Annotated in this window: 10 protein-coding genes; 7 read left to right on the forward strand and 3 right to left on the reverse strand. The window is 34.3% G+C overall.

Annotated features, from left to right (window positions below; translation table 11 throughout):
• The first annotated feature begins 97 nt into the window (after nt 1-97).
• Complete coding sequence (locus tag BUA98_RS19850) at nt 98-2,527, forward strand: DUF5916 domain-containing protein (protein WP_072975334.1); 2,430 nt, start codon at nt 98-100, stop codon at nt 2,525-2,527.
• 140 nt (nt 2,528-2,667) lie between these two features.
• The gene (gpmI, locus tag BUA98_RS19855) at nt 2,668-4,185 is read left to right on the forward strand and encodes a 2,3-bisphosphoglycerate-independent phosphoglycerate mutase (protein ID WP_072975567.1); all 1,518 of its coding nucleotides are present in this window, start codon (nt 2,668-2,670) and stop codon (nt 4,183-4,185) included.
• Nucleotides 4,186-4,258: 73 nt separating this feature from the next.
• Here the strand turns inward: gpmI and BUA98_RS19860 are convergent, their stop codons facing one another.
• Complete coding sequence (locus BUA98_RS19860) at nt 4,259-5,512, reverse strand: DUF445 domain-containing protein (protein WP_072975335.1); 1,254 nt, start codon at nt 5,510-5,512, stop codon at nt 4,259-4,261.
• Nucleotides 5,513-5,762: 250 nt separating this feature from the next.
• On the opposite strand from BUA98_RS19860, the gene map reads away from it, so the two are divergent.
• The 5 genes from map to apaG all read left to right on the forward strand — a co-directional run bounded on the left by map (nt 5,763) and on the right by apaG (nt 12,379).
• Entirely contained in the window at nt 5,763-6,581 is an 819-nt protein-coding gene (gene map / locus BUA98_RS19865) for a type I methionyl aminopeptidase (RefSeq protein ID WP_072975336.1), read from the forward strand.
• A 21-nt stretch (nt 6,582-6,602) separates the two neighbouring features.
• Nucleotides 6,603-7,376 carry a class I SAM-dependent methyltransferase gene (locus BUA98_RS19870; protein WP_072975337.1) on the forward strand — a complete coding sequence of 258 codons (774 nt, stop codon included), beginning with the start codon at nt 6,603-6,605 and terminating at the stop codon, nt 7,374-7,376.
• 109 nt (nt 7,377-7,485) lie between these two features.
• A complete protein-coding gene (locus BUA98_RS19875) occupies nt 7,486-10,386 on the forward strand; it encodes a DEAD/DEAH box helicase (RefSeq protein WP_072975339.1) in 2,901 nt (966 codons plus the stop codon).
• A 267-nt stretch (nt 10,387-10,653) separates the two neighbouring features.
• Entirely contained in the window at nt 10,654-11,913 is a 1,260-nt protein-coding gene (locus BUA98_RS19880) for a type IX secretion system plug protein (protein ID WP_072975569.1), read from the forward strand.
• A gap of 79 nt (nt 11,914-11,992) precedes the next feature.
• The gene (gene apaG, locus BUA98_RS19885; RefSeq protein ID WP_008467225.1) at nt 11,993-12,379 is read left to right on the forward strand and encodes a Co2+/Mg2+ efflux protein ApaG; all 387 of its coding nucleotides are present in this window, start codon (nt 11,993-11,995) and stop codon (nt 12,377-12,379) included.
• A gap of 1 nt (nt 12,380) precedes the next feature.
• On the opposite strand, the gene pdeM is transcribed toward apaG, so the two are convergent.
• Nucleotides 12,381-13,013 (reverse strand): ligase-associated DNA damage response endonuclease PdeM, encoded by a 633-nt coding sequence (gene pdeM / locus BUA98_RS19890; RefSeq protein ID WP_072975340.1) that lies wholly within the window; start codon nt 13,011-13,013, stop codon nt 12,381-12,383.
• Between the two features lie 9 nt (nt 13,014-13,022).
• Nucleotides 13,023-15,482 carry a ligase-associated DNA damage response DEXH box helicase gene (locus BUA98_RS19895; protein WP_072975342.1) on the reverse strand — a complete coding sequence of 820 codons (2,460 nt, stop codon included), beginning with the start codon at nt 15,480-15,482 and terminating at the stop codon, nt 13,023-13,025.
• Nucleotides 15,483-15,497: the final 15 nt, after the last annotated feature.

The raw sequence follows: 15,497 nt of genomic DNA on the forward strand, positions 1-15,497 counted from the left end.
CTTACAATATTAAAAAGATATAATTTTCAGCTTTTAAAGTGTAACATTTAGCAAAATTGAATGTCTATATTATTTCAAGAATCTCTCCCCATCCAAAATGAAAAAAGTAGTTTTCCTTTGTTTTCTCTTCTGTGTATCTTTCGGCTATAGCCAAAAGAAAACCCTGCAAGCACAATCTACCCCGCAGTCTATCACTATTGATGGAAAACTAGACGAGACAGCTTGGGAAAATGTACCAATTGCCTCAGATTTTATCATGTTTGAACCTGATAACGGAAAACCCATTCCTGAAGCCCAAAAAACAGAAATCAAGGTTATCTATAACAATGACGCTATTTACATTGGCGCCATGATGTATGATGCTGAGCCTAATAGAATTTTAAAAGAAATTTCACAACGTGACAATTTTGGAACTGCCGATATTTTTGGCGTTTTCATTAACGGCTTTAATGACGGACAACAAAACTTTGAATTTTTTGTTTCTGCGGCCGATGTCCAGGGCGATTGTATCATGACAGATGCCATTGGAGAAGACTACTCCTGGGATGCTGTCTGGATCAGCAAAGCAAGAATAACTGATAAAGGCTGGATTGTGGAGATTAAAATACCATATGCTGCTTTGCGTTTTTCTGCGGAGAATAAACAAACCTGGGGAATTAATTTTTTCAGGGAAGTAAAAAGAGAACGCAGAAAATATACCTGGTCCTTAATTAATACCAAAATTGGAACATTTACCCAACAAAATGGTGAATTAACCGGAATTGAAAACATTAAACCTCCTACCCGATTATTTTTCATGCCGTACGCATCGTACTATTTAAACGCTTCAGATAGCCAAAAAACGTACGGAACCATAAAAGGCGGAATGGATATTAAATATGGAATTAATGACGCCTTTACTCTTGATGCTATTCTGGTTCCTGACTTTGGTCAAACCAAATACGATGATCAGATTTTGAATTTAAGTCCGTTTGAACAGCAATTCAATGAAAACCGAGCCTTTTTTACCGAAGGAACCGACTTATTTAATAAAGGCAACATCTTTTATTCCAGACGGATTGGAGGCGCACCTTCCATAGATCCTGAATTAAATGATAATGAAGAAATACATGAAACTGTACAGAACGTCAATTTGATCAATGCTTTGAAAGTTTCAGGAAGGACCAAAAACGGTCTGGGAATTGGTATTTTAAATGCAGTTACCGAGAAAACTTTCGCCACAATAAAAGATACTATTTCAGGCGATACCAGAAAAGTCGTGATTGAGCCCCTAACTAATTACAATGTATTGGTTTTAGATCAGCGTTTCCGAAAAAATTCTTCGGTAACTTTTATAAACACAAACGTTACAAGAAACGGGCATTATAGAGACGCTAATGTATCAGGTCTGGCTTGGGATCTGAATACAAAAGCAAACACCTATAATTTATCCGGAAATGTAAAATACAGTACCATCAATCTGGACGAAGATAAAACCGGAGTTTTCTCCACAATTGGTTTTGCCGAAACTACTGGAAAATATCGCTACAGTGTAGGATCTGATTTTGTTACAAAAGGTTATGATCCAAACGATCTCGGAATCAACTTTTACACTAACTATTACAATTTCTATGGAAATGCCAATTATAGAATTCTAAACCCAACGAAGCTTTTTAATAGTTTTAGGATTAACTATAATATGTATACCGAATTCAACAAAGAATCTGGAAAAGTGCAAGACAATAATATTGATGTAAATGTAAACCTGAGTACGGTTAAAAATAATTATTACGGTGGCGGCATTACCGTTTTCCCTTTGGTATCGCATGATTATTATGAACCAAGAGCCGCAAATCGATATGTTCTTATTCCGCGAAGAATGGAGGCTTGGGGAAGCATTTCTACAAATTACAACCATAAATTTGCTATCGACATAAATCCATCAATCTCTATTGCTGACGAGCCGGGACGAATGGCATACGGTTTTGACATTGGACCGAGATATCGCTTTAGTGATAAACTTTTAATGGTTTATTCTTTTAGTTTTTTAAGAAAAAATAACAACAAAGGATACATTGATAGCGTTGATGATGACGACAACGAAAGTACCCCGAAGACTATTGTTTTTGCAAACCGAAATGTAATTACCTACTCCAATACAATTACAGGAAAATACGCCTTAAACAGCACCATGACATTGAATTTAGCACTTCGCCAATATTGGTCGTATGCTGAGAATAATGATATTCTTGAACTTCAGCAAGATGGAACTTTAACACCTTATCCTCAATATACTGATAACAAAAATTCAAGTTTTTATTCCTGGAATGCTGACTTGTCTTATTCATGGTGGTTTGCTCCAGGAAGTCAGGTTTCTGTTTTATACCGTAATAGTGCCGATAATTTTGAACGTATTATTGACAAGGATTACAAAGACAATGTAAATGCCTTACTTAATAATGAAGCCTTAAAACATGTTTTTTCAATAAGTGTTAAATATTTTATTGACTATAACGCTGTCAAAAATAAGCTCAGAAAGAGAGCTTAGCGTGAATTAATTTTAAAAAATAAGTCCTTCTTTAATTAAATTATTATTTTTTCACATACTTCATTTTATTAAACATAAATGTAACATTGCTTTCTTTGCACATTTTAGAAATGGCTTATCTTTGTACAAAACAAAAAGTAATGAACAAAAAAGTTATCCTTATGATTTTAGACGGTTGGGGAAAATCTCCTGACCCTAAAGTATCCGCAATAGACAATGCAAATGTTCCTTTTATAAATAGTCTTTACAAAAATTACCCAAGCGCTCAACTTCGTACCGATGGATTAAACGTAGGTTTACCGGAAGGCCAGATGGGAAATAGCGAAGTGGGACATATGAATCTTGGTGCCGGAAGAATTGTGTATCAGGATTTAGCCAAAATAAACTTAGCAGTAGCACATCAAACTTTAGCCAAAGAACAAGTTTTGGTTGATGCTTTTACATATGCTAAAGAGAACAACAAAAAAGTACACTTTCTAGGATTAGTTTCTGACGGAGGTGTTCACTCTCATACTTCTCATTTACGTGGACTAATCGATGCTTCTCAGGAATATGGTCTGGATCAGGTGTATGTTCACGCGTTTACAGACGGACGTGACGTTGATCCAAAATCTGGAGCAAAATACATCCATGATTTAGAGGAACATATTAAAGATACTCCGGTGAAAATAGCTTCGATCGTTGGTCGTTATTATGCAATGGACCGTGACAAACGTTGGGAACGTGTAAAATTAGCTTACGATTTAGTAGTTAACGGGACCGGAATTCCTTCTAAAAATGCTGTTGCGAGTATTCTTGACAGTTATGCACATGATGTTACTGACGAATTTATTGCACCGATTGTAATGGTTGACGAAGAACAAAAAACGCTAGCAACAATTGTTGAAGGTGATGTTGTAATCTTCTTTAACTTTAGAACCGATAGAGGTCGTGAGCTTACTGAAGCACTTTCGCAACATGATTTCCATGAGCAGAACATGCACAAATTAAACTTGTATTATGTTACTCTTACAAATTACGACGAAACGTACCAAAACGTAAAAGTTGTTTACAATAAAGATAATATTACCGAAACTCTTGGTGAAGTTTTAGAAAAAGCGGGTAAAACACAAATTCGTATTGCTGAAACAGAGAAATATCCACACGTTACCTTTTTCTTTTCTGGCGGAAGAGAAACTCCTTTTGAAGGTGAATCAAGAATTTTGAGAAATTCCCCAAAAGTTGCTACTTACGATTTACAGCCAGAAATGAGCGCCTATGAATTGACTGCCGCTCTTGTTCCTGAATTAAATAAAGGCGAAGTAGATTTCGTTTGTTTAAATTTTGCGAACGGAGACATGGTAGGTCATACCGGAATTATGAGTGCTGCAATCCTTGCCTGCGAAGCTGTTGATGCTTGTGTAAAACAAGTTATTGAAGCGGCTCTTGCCAATGATTACACTACAATTGTAATTGCCGATCACGGAAACTGCGAAACTATGATTAATCCTGACGGAAGCCCAAATACAGCACACACAACGAATCCTGTGCCGATTATTTTAGTTGACAAAGATCTTAAAAACATTCAAAATGGTGTTTTAGGAGATATTGCCCCAACAATTTTAGAATTAATGGGAGTTCCTCAGCCAAATGCAATGACTTGTCATTCCTTATTATAGAAAACCACTTTTTTTAATAAAAAAAGAGACAAGTCTTCGGATTTGTCTCTTTTTGCTTTTAAGACCTTTTATATCACATTATAAAATGATGATACGTCCATTCGACTGCATAAATTACAAGTCCAATTAGACCTCCTACTAAAGTTCCGTTAATCCTGATATATTGAAGATCCTTTCCTATTTCTAGTTCTAATTTTTCTGAAACTTCTTTTCCATCCCAGCTTTTAACGGTTGATGAGATCAAATCACCGATTACTTTTTTGTTGTTAAGAAGTACTGATAATAAATCATTTTTAATGAAATTATTGATTTTGTCAATCATTACATGATCTTCTTTTATTCCGTTTCCGAAGCCCTGTATTAAACTTGAAATATTCTTTTTGATAGAAGATTCATCACCTTTTTCTAAATCATTAGAAATGGATAATTTTATTTCGTCCCAAATTCCGTTGATGTAATCCTGGACTTCTTTTTTGCTGGCAAAACCAAGAATTAAATTATTTATTTTGATTCTCATTTCTTCAGAGTTTTTTACTTTTTCGAGAAAATCAGCGATATAATCGTCTATTTTAATTCTAACAGCACTTTCCGGATTTTTGGCTTCGTCTAAGAATTCAGCCAAACCATTAAAAACGCCTTCTGAAATACTTTTATCAGCTAAACCGAAACTCAAAAAAGGTGTTGATGCTTTTACTTTCTTCCGAATCAAATCTTTATTATTGGCCAATTCAGAACTCATTACTTCCAGAAGATTGGTCAGCAATTGATCTTTTACATTTCCTTTCTGCAAGGGTTCTAACGCCAGCGCGACCCAATCTCCAAAATTAATTGCTTCTAATTTTTCTTTGAACTGAACCTGAATAAAGCGCTTGATATCCTCGTCTTTTATTGTTTTTAAAACTCCTGGGATAATATTCATTGCAACTGCATCAGCAATCTTATTAGCATTCTCTTCTTGCGAAAGCCACTCTGAGGCTTTTGTAGCAAAGTTGAATTCTTCTAACTTTATTTCTAATTTTTCACGATTCAGAAATTCCTCAGAAACAAAATTTCCTAAGTTTTCTCCAATTTCATTTTTCTTAGTCGGAATAATTGCGGTATGCCAAATCGGAATTCCAAGTGGATGACGAAATAAGGCAACAACCGCAAACCAATCAGCAATTCCACCCACCATTGCGGCTTCACTAAAAGCCTGTAACATTGGAATCTTAAAATAAATCGCAATTATAAAAAGGAGCACCGCAACGCCTAAAAGCGACAAAGCATTGGCCTTCATTTTTTTTAAAGCTTTTACTTTAACTATATCCTGATCAGTAGAATTTTCCATAATTATAAACGTTTTCACTACTAATTTACGTTTTTTCTGTCAGATAATAAGCTGAAAAACTTTGAAATCAATAAGAACAAAAAAAGGTTTGCCTCGAATTTTACTAATTTTTTCTTTTCGCAAATTTTAAAAAAAATGAATTCTCAAAATTCAATTTTTATATTAATATTGAATTCGCGCTAATTCGTAAAATTCGTGACGAAAAATTTATATTAAAATTGTACTTTTGCGAACTGAAAATCTGAAAAATATGATTATCCAAAAAAGTAGAGAGGAAATCGAATTAATGCGCGAAAGTGCGTTGATCGTATCTAAAACATTAGGAATGATTGCTTCTGAAATTAAAGAAGGAGTTACCACTTTATATCTTGACAAATTAGCCGAGGAATTTATTCGTGATCATGGCGCAGTTCCAAGTTTTCTGGGATTGTATGATTTTCCGAATTCGCTTTGTATGAGCCCGAATGCTCAGGTTGTACACGGAATTCCAAACAATACACCTTTGAAAAGCGGAGACGTTATTTCAGTAGATTGTGGTGCGTTCAAAAACGGATATCATGGTGATCATGCTTATAGTTTCGAAATTGGAGAAGTTGCTCCTGAAGTTAAAAAACTTTTGCAGGTTACTAAAGAATCCCTTTATGTTGGAATCAGAGAATTTAAAGCTGGGAATCGCGTTGAAGACGTTGGAAATGCGATTCAAAAATATACTGAGGCACACGGTTATGGTGTTGTTCGTGAATTGGTAGGTCACGGTGTAGGACAAAAAATGCACGAAGAACCAGAAATGCCAAACTACGGAAAACGTGGTCGTGGAAAACTTTTTGTTGAAGGAATGGTGGTTGCCATTGAACCAATGATCAATATGGGAACGAGAAACATAAAACAATTAAAAGACGGCTGGACAATCTTAACCGCTGACGGAAAACCAAGCGCACATTTCGAACACGACGTGGCTTTAATTGATGGAAAACCAGAATTATTATCGACTTTTCAATACATCTACAAAGCGCTAGGAATCGAAAGCAACGAAGAAGACGAATTCAGAAAAGTGCCTTTAGTACTATAATTACAACCCGAATCTAGCCCTGTGAAAAAACTATTTAAATTAGTACTTAATACAATACCACGTCCCCTATTAATTCGTTTGAGTTATGTCGCGCGTCCCATTTTGGCTTTATCATTAAAAGGAGATAAATTTACTGATCCTATTGATGGGAAAAGTTTCAGATCATTTTTGCCTTACGGATACGGAAAGCAACGTAATAATGTGCTGTCACCAAGTACCCTTTCATTAGAAAGACACCGTTTACTTTGGTTGTATTTAAACGATCAGACTGATTTTTTTACAGCGCCAAAAAAAGTGCTTCACTTTGCTCCGGAACAAGCTTTTTATAAATTATTCCGCAAGCAAAAAAATCTGGATTATACCACAACCGATTTATTTTCGCCTTTGGCAGATGTAAAAGCAGATATCTGTAATTTACCATTTAAAGATAACGAATATGATGTGATTTTATGTAATCACGTTTTAGAACATATTCCGGATGACACAAAAGCAATGCAGGAATTATTCAGAGTTTTAAAACCAGGCGGAATGGCAGTTTTGCAAATTCCACAGGATTTATCGAGAGAAGTTACTTTTGCTGATGATACAATAACAGATCAAAAAGAACGTGCTAAAATATTTGGACAATACGATCACGTACGCATTTATGGCCGTGATTATTTTGATAAATTAAGAAGCATTGGTTTTATCGTAATCGAAGAAGATTACACCAATAAAATTGCACCAGAATTGGTAGAGAAATATTGTCTGGCAAAAGGAGAAATTATTCCGCTTTGCTTTAAACAGGAAAACTAGTTTTTTCCCACCCTATAAGTTCATTTAAAAAGTTTTCAAAATAGCAATAATTTGAAAACTTTTTAAGTTTTAGATCACTTCCCAAATTACAAAAAACCAAACCCTACTCTTGGAACCAAAATCATTTCAGTTTTGTTTTGACATCAGTTTTGAAAAAAACCTGAATACTTATATCCCAACAGCCTATATCGTTGAGAATACTACTGACATTAAATATTTAGACAAAAAAGCAAGTAAAGATGTTCTTGAAAGTTTTGGAATTGTCTATGAAAATTTAGAGTCCAATACAAAAAAAATACTGACCGCGTGCGAATCTTTAAAGCCTGACTTTATTTTCAAAAAATTCAGCGCCAAAATCAAATCGGCAAAAACAATTGCAGATTTACAAAAAGATTCTAAAATTGATTTCGCGATTCGTCAGCATTTAAAATTTAACCTGGAATCCTTTTACAATCTAATTGTAAAAGAACAATTCCCGTTATCTGCCAATATGAGTGCAGAAAAGGATTTTTATCGTTGGAGAGTTAACACAACTCCGTTAGATTTTGAACCTCAAATTCAATTTGATAAACATGAAGAAGGAATTACTTATACCTTATCTTTAAAAGAAAACGAAATTTCATTTTTACCAATGAATAAAAGTGTCGATATTCTTCTGGACGAACCGGGCTGGTTAGTTATCGATAAAAAATTAGGACAGTTAAAAGACCTTAATTCTAAAAAACTTCAGCCTTTTTTAAAGAAGAAATCAATCGAAATACCTTCAAAACTAGTTGATAATTATTTTAAGAATTTTATTCCTGAAATAGCCAAAAAAATCGACATCGACGCGACTGGTTTTGAAATTGAACTTCGGGACAAAATTGTTTCCTGTACCATTCAGCCTGTTTATGATTTCTTCAAAAACTGTTATTATCTTAATCTTTATTTTGATTATAATGGCTATTCATTTGACGCTAGTAAAACTAAAAAGACCCATTCATTTGTTGATTTTAGCATTATCAATGAGCCAAAAATAATTCAGTTTAAACGAAGTGCTGACGAGGCTTTGTATACAGACAAATTACTTGAACTTGGCTTAATAAAAATTAAAAATGATTTATTTGGATCGAATTCAGAGGCAGAAATTCTTGATCCTTATGCTAATATTCAATTTGTTATTGATCATAAGGAAGAACTTGAAAGTTTAGGTTTTATCATCCAAAATCTGAAATTAGAAAGCAAAGAAATCATTACTGATAGTCATACTGTTTTTGCTTCAAAAGAAGAAACAAAAGAAGATTGGTTTGACATCAAAATAATAATTAGTGTTGGAATTTTTACGATCAATTTCAGCGAAATTATTCCGAATATAAAAAGCAAGGAAAGACTCTTTTTATTGCCTGACGGAAACTACTTTCTGATTCCGCTGGAATGGCTCAGTAAATACAGTTCGCTGGCCAAATTAGCCAAAACAGAAAATGAAAATCTTCTTTTGCGTAAAAGTAATTTTACCGCTTTAGATACGATTTCGGAAATTGAAGATGATGTCATTCAAAAAGCAGAGTATACCACTTCTGACTTATTGAAAGCAACTTTAAGACCGTATCAAATTGAAGGTGTAAAATGGCTTTTGGGTCATTTCAACTCCAATTTAGGTGCTTGTCTTGCTGATGATATGGGACTTGGTAAAACATTACAAACCCTTGCCGTTTTGATTGCTGTACAAGAACAATTAGGTTTTACAACTAAAACCTCAAATTTTGATTTGTTTGCAAACGAAACTACCATTGAAAGAGAACCTTTAAAAACCCTGATTGTTTTACCTTCTTCCTTGGTTTTTAACTGGTATAACGAAGCTTCAAAATTTACACCGCATTTTTCAAAAATGCAATACATTGGTAACGACAGAAAACTGTTAGCAAATAGATTGGCCTCAACAGATTTAATTTTTACGAGTTACAGTATTGTACATCGTGATATTTCAATTTTAGAAAAATATGATTTTCGCTATTTAATTTTAGACGAAAGTCAATACATTAAAAATAAAAATTCTAAGATTTTTAAAGCCATCAATAAAATAAATACAGCTCATAAAATTGCTTTAAGTGGTACTCCTATTGAAAACTCATTGGACGATTTATGGTCGCAAATGCAGTTTATAAATCCTGATATTTTAGGAACTTATAATTTTTTCGCAGAAAATTTTAAAATTCCGATTGAGAAAAAGCAGGACGAGAATAGTTTAGCTGAATTGAAAAATTTGGTTCAGCCTTATATTTTGCGACGAACCAAAGAACAGGTTTTAAAAGATTTACCTAAATTGACAGAGCAGATCTATTATTGCGATATGGATCCTGAACAGGAAAAATTATACGAGCAGGAAAAATCAAAAGCTCGTAATTTTTTATTAAAAACAGACGGAACCAGTCCTGATAAAATTAGTATTATCAACACGCTGATGAAGTTAAGACAACTGAGTAATCATCCAAAAATGGTCGATCAGGATTCGGAAATTGATTCAGGGAAATATATTGCTGTCACTAATTATCTTGAAAATTTAGTTAAAGGAAAACAAAAGACTATTATTTTCAGTTCGTTTGTTACTAATTTGAATTTTTACACAGATTGGTGTAAGGAAAACAAAATACAGTATTGCGAAATTACAGGTGAAACTCCTGCCAGTAAAAGAGAACAACAGGTAAAACAATTTCAGGAAAAAGAAGAACCTTTATTATTTTTTATTTCACTTAAAGCCGGTGGCGTTGGTTTAAATATCACCAAAGCTTCTTATGTTTTGTTTTTAGATCCGTGGTGGAATCCTTTTGCAGAAAAACAAGGAGTTGGACGAGCGCACCGAATTGGACAATTAAACAAAGTAAATGTTATCCGCTTTATTTCGAAAAATACGGTAGAAGAAAAAATAATCAAACTGCAGGAAAATAAAAAACTGTTGTCTGACTCGCTTTTGGAGGAAAGTTATATCAACGATGAAATCGAAGTTAATTTGAAATACATACTTGGTTCATAACAAATCGTTCTTAAAACCAATAAAACGTCTTATTTTTCGTTGTATAAATTGTTATATTTACAATCTTACAAACACGTTGAGTATAATTTAAACACATAGATACCATAGGTTTTATTATGCGTTTAAAAGAATGCAAAAGAGAAATACATTTCTATCACATAACCAACTTTGTGTCTTTTAAATTAGTGAAACGCCTTTTTTGAGATTGCATCTATGTTTCTATGTGTTTAACAAATTATGCGTAACGAGTTCATACAATTTAATAAGATGCCAAAATTTTTGTTTCACAGTCTACTTTTACTTTTCATTTTTACTTCGGCGAAAGCCCAGGAAGTACAAACCGAAGTTACTCCTCCATACAATATCAAAACCGTTTCATTTATTCAGAACGGAAGTAATGTAGTGCCGATTTTCGAATTGGGATCTGTATTTGAATTGCAATTTGATGATTTGTTTGGGAATGAGGCTAATTATTATTTTGATGTAATTCACTGCGACTATAACTGGATTCCGAGCGATATTCCGAAAACGGATTATGTTCGTGGTTTCGACAATCAGCGAATAACGGACTACTCGAATTCTTTCAATACTTTACAGGCTTTTTCGCATTATCGTCTTTCTTTCCCCAACCAGTTTACCACACAATTGCAAATTTCAGGCAATTATGTGTTGAGGGTTTTGAATGAAGACAGAGAAGTTGTTTTCTCCAGAAAATTCATTTTATTCGAAAATCATTCAACAGTTGGAGCTGTAGTAAAACGCAGCCGAAACCTCAGCAATATTGATTACAAACAAAATCTGGAATTTACGGTACTCTCCAATGATATCGTTTTTCAGACCCCTTTGCAAAACGTAAAAGTATTGTTGATGCAAAATGGAGATTTTAATACGACTATTAAAAACATTGCTCCACAATACACGATCGGGAACCAGATGGTTTATAAATACGATAAGGAAACGCAATTTTGGGCAGGAAATGAATTTTTATATTTTGAGAATAAAGACATTCGTGCGGCAAGTAATAATGTTGCAAAAGTAGGTTCAGCAAATGACATATACAGTTCCTTTTTATACACCAATCAGGCAAGAGCAAACCAAATTTATACCTTATATGAAGATGTTGACGGAAATTTTGTTGTAAAAAACATAAATGGTTCCAACCAGGAAATCGAAGCAGATTATGCCTGGGTTTACTTTAGTCTTTCTGCTCCGGCATTTCGCTTAAATAAAGACATTTATATTGTTGGAATGTTCAATAATTACAGCTTATCTCCAGAATATAAAATGGACTACGATGAAAAAAAAGGAGTTTATGAAAAAGCCGTAATGATCAAGCAAGGCTTCACTAATTTTGAGTATCGCGTAGCCGATAAAAAGGGCGTGATTGATTATGAAAATGCGATCGACGGTAATTTCTATCAAACAGAAAACGAGTACACTATATTGGTTTATTACAAACATAGTTCCGACCGATACGAAAGAGTAATCGGAAAAGGAAATGCAAACTCTATAAATATCACCAATTAAAACATTGTTAAAGGATTTCTTTGAACGATTTTTTTTCGTAAGTTTGCATCTATAACACACACATATATACTACGTTAGTATGGTTTCTCAGATTACACGAGGCATAAAAATATCTGTTTTGACTAGTTTTGAAGGTACTTACTTCAAGAACTACAAGATTCACTTTGCCTTTAGTTATGTAGTTACTATTGAAAACCACAGCAAAGATTCGGTACAATTGACTTCTCGTCACTGGGAAATATTTGACTCTCTTAACGATTTAGAAGTTGTTGACGGAGAAGGTGTTATTGGTAAAAAACCAGTTTTAAAACCGGGAGAAAACCACACTTATAGTTCTGGCTGTTTGCTTTCATCTCCATACGGAGCCATGAAAGGTCATTTTAATATGATCAATTTTACTACTACCAAAACATTCAAAGTTATCGTTCCTACTTTTAGAATGTGTGCTCCTTTTGCTTTGAATTAATTCAACGTTTTATTTCTATTACTTCTTCTTTTGTAATCGCGTAGATCTGATCGTTTTCTTCGGGAATCAAATAAAAATTACCTGTAAATTCGCCAAAAGAAGGAAAAATCATTTGATTTGGTTTTCTAAAAAAACACGATAAACTCAAAAACTGTCTGCCCATTCCCTTTAATTTAATTCCGGGATGAATGTGTCCGCAAAAATTAAATAATTGTTCTCTTTCAGACGGATGATGGGTCAGCAAAAAATCATGAATAATCAATTCGGAATATACTTCAATATTCAAATCTAAATAGTATTGTTTCGAAATTATATCGTGATTGCCTTCAATCAAAATAATTTTCTGAGAATGTGTTTTTGTCCAATCAGAGAAAAAATTCCATTCGTTATTGATTTTACTGTGGAATAAATCTCCTAAAAAAATAACAGTCTTAGAGTCAAATAATTCTAAAACGGTATTTAATCTGGTAAAATTTTCTAAGACTGCTTTTTCAGGAATCGCCATTCCGTGCTTTCTAAAATGGCCGATCTTTCCCAAATGCAAATCAGAAATAAAAAGTATTTTTTCTTCTTCCCAAAAAGCGGCGCCAGATTGATGTAAAACAAAATTTTGATTGTGAATAGTAATTTTCATGTTGAATTCTTATTTCATGTAGCTCGCCGTCATCTTCTTAATTCTTACCTGTAAAGTTTCACTGGATAATTTTTCTCTTAAACGATCTGTGATTATCGGAAAACTAAATGGCGTTGGCTTTTTGCATTGCTTCCAAACAATATTCTGCCTGTTAATTCTTTCCATTGCCTGAATCAAGCGTCCTTCTTCTAATTGATGTTCGAATGTTTCTGTGAAAGCCTGCTGCAACAATAAATTATCAGGTTCGTGATCCCTAAAAACTTCAAAAAGTAATTGCGATCCGCTTTGTAAATGTCTGGTTTTTATTGGTTTTCCTGGCATTCCTGTAAAAACCAATCCTGCAATAACAGCAATATCCCTAAATTTTCTGCGTGCCATTTCGGTTGAATTGAGGCTTTTTTGTAAATCATGATGAACATATTCTGTTGTAAACAGATTATTATCAAATACCGCCTCCATATCAATTTCCTGATCGGATAATAGTTCAAATCCGTAGTCGTTATAAGCCAAAGAAAAAGTTATCGGCGAAAGCAAACTAATGCGATACGAAATCAAACTTGCCAATGCTTCATGCACATAACGTCCTTCAAAAGGGTAAAAAATCGCATGAAAACCTTCTCGCGTTTTAAAGGTTTCAATTAGAAATTCATCATCATTGGGAACAATACTTTCTTTTCGTTGTCTTTCAAAAAGTGGTTTCAAAGCTTTTAACTCAGGAGATAAATTTTCTGTATTTGCGGCATACAATTCCTCGCGCAACAATTCACTCATTTGTGCAGATAATGTCATTCTTCCACCCATCCAGCTTACGACACGCGAAGCTTTTTTCGGATCAGCTTTTCGCACTAAAACCTGCATATTCTTCACGCGAAATAATTCCAGCCTTTTTCCGGCAAATGTAAAAACATCTCCGGGTTGCAATTTTGAAGCAAACCATTCTTCAATCGAACCGATATAACCTCCGCTTAAAAACTTAACGTTCAAAGCCGCATCGCCAACAATGGTCCCAATCTGCATTCTGTGATGCATTGCGATTAATCGGCTGTTGATTTTAAAACGCCCATCTTCTTCGATTTCTACTTTTTTATATTCGTCATACGCTTGTAAACTCTGACTTCCGTTGGTAATAAAATTCAAAACCCAATTCCAGTTTTCTTTGGTAATATTCTGAAAGCAGAAAGTTTGTTTAACTTCTTCAAAAATTTCATTGGGAAAAAACCCATCTGAAACCGCTAACGTATTAAGATATTGCACCAAAACATCCCAACTATTCAAATATGGCATCCGATCTTCGACAACGGTTTTGGCAACCGCTTTTTTCAATGCCGAAGCCTCAATTAATTCCATAGCATGTGTGGCTAGAAAATAAATCACACTTTCTTTACCTGGCTGATGACCGCTTCTTCCTGCTCTTTGTAAAAATCGCGCAACACCTTTTGGTCCACCAACCTGAATAATTGTTTCTACCGGCGCAAAATCAACACCAAGATCCAAACTTGATGTACAAACAACCACTTTTAATTCTTCATCTCTAATGGCATTTTCTACCCATAAACGCGTTTCCCTGCTAATGCTTCCATGGTGCATGGCCATATCGCCGGCAAACTCCGGATATTTTTCTAAAAGCGCCTGAAACCACATTTCGCAAGCAGAACGAACATTTGTAAAAATTAAGGTTGTTTTACTTTTTCTGACGATTTTTGCAACCTCATCAATCAAATGCAATCCCATGTGTCCGCGCCAAGGATAACTTTCCATTTTTTCTGGAAGGATTGATTCTATTTTTATTTTTTTATTGATATGTGCTTTAATTAAAACCGAGTTTTCATAAGCTTCTGAATTGACTCCTAACAATACTTGTTGCGCTAATTCGAGATTTCCAATAGTGGCTGAAATTCCCCAAATTTTCATTTTTGGCGCAACTGTTTTTAATCGGGACAAAGCCAATTCCATTTGAACGCCGCGTTTTGTTCCTAATAATTCATGCCATTCATCAACAACAATTGCAGAGCAGTTCGCAAAGGTTTTTGCAAATTCCTTTGATGCTAAAAGAAGCTGTAAACTTTCTGGAGTTGTGATAAGCAGATCGGGCATTTTTTTGCTTTGTTTTGTTCTTTCGCTTTGCGAAGTGTCTCCGGAACGAATTCCAACAGTCAATGGCAAATCTAAATCTATAATAATTCGTTCAGCGGCTTGTTTTATTTCGACAGAAAGCGCTCTCAGAGGCGTAATCCAGATTGCTTTTAATCCGGGTTTATGTTTATTTTTAAAGTCAGGATTTGTTTTGATGTAATCGAGAACAATAGGAAACCACAAGGCATAGGTTTTCCCGCTTCCGGTTGGTGCGTTTAATAAACCATTTTTGCCTTGCAGAAAAGCTGTCCAGCTCTGGGTTTGAAACGGAAAAGATTTCCATCCCTGATCCCGAAACCAGTTTTCTGCAATTGTGTATAGTTCTTCTCTGTTCATTTATAATGGTTTGAC

The organism is Flavobacterium saccharophilum (assembly GCF_900142735.1).
In the GTDB taxonomy this organism is placed as follows: domain Bacteria; phylum Bacteroidota; class Bacteroidia; order Flavobacteriales; family Flavobacteriaceae; genus Flavobacterium; species Flavobacterium saccharophilum.

Bases quoted from the DNA above. Each gene is read 5' to 3' on its own strand.
- map (WP_072975336.1), top strand. From the start codon at position 5,763: ATGATTATCCAAAAAAGTAGAGAGGAAATCGAATTAATGCGCGAAAGT.
- BUA98_RS19850 (WP_072975334.1), top strand. From the start codon at position 98: ATGAAAAAAGTAGTTTTCCTTTGTTTTCTCTTCTGTGTATCTTTCGGC.
- apaG (WP_008467225.1), top strand. From the start codon at position 11,993: ATGGTTTCTCAGATTACACGAGGCATAAAAATATCTGTTTTGACTAGT.
- BUA98_RS19895 (WP_072975342.1), bottom strand. From the start codon at position 15,482: ATGAACAGAGAAGAACTATACACAATTGCAGAAAACTGGTTTCGGGAT.
- BUA98_RS19880 (WP_072975569.1), top strand. From the start codon at position 10,654: ATGCCAAAATTTTTGTTTCACAGTCTACTTTTACTTTTCATTTTTACT.
- pdeM (WP_072975340.1), bottom strand. From the start codon at position 13,013: ATGAAAATTACTATTCACAATCAAAATTTTGTTTTACATCAATCTGGC.
- gpmI (WP_072975567.1), top strand. From the start codon at position 2,668: ATGAACAAAAAAGTTATCCTTATGATTTTAGACGGTTGGGGAAAATCT.
- BUA98_RS19860 (WP_072975335.1), bottom strand. From the start codon at position 5,512: ATGGAAAATTCTACTGATCAGGATATAGTTAAAGTAAAAGCTTTAAAA.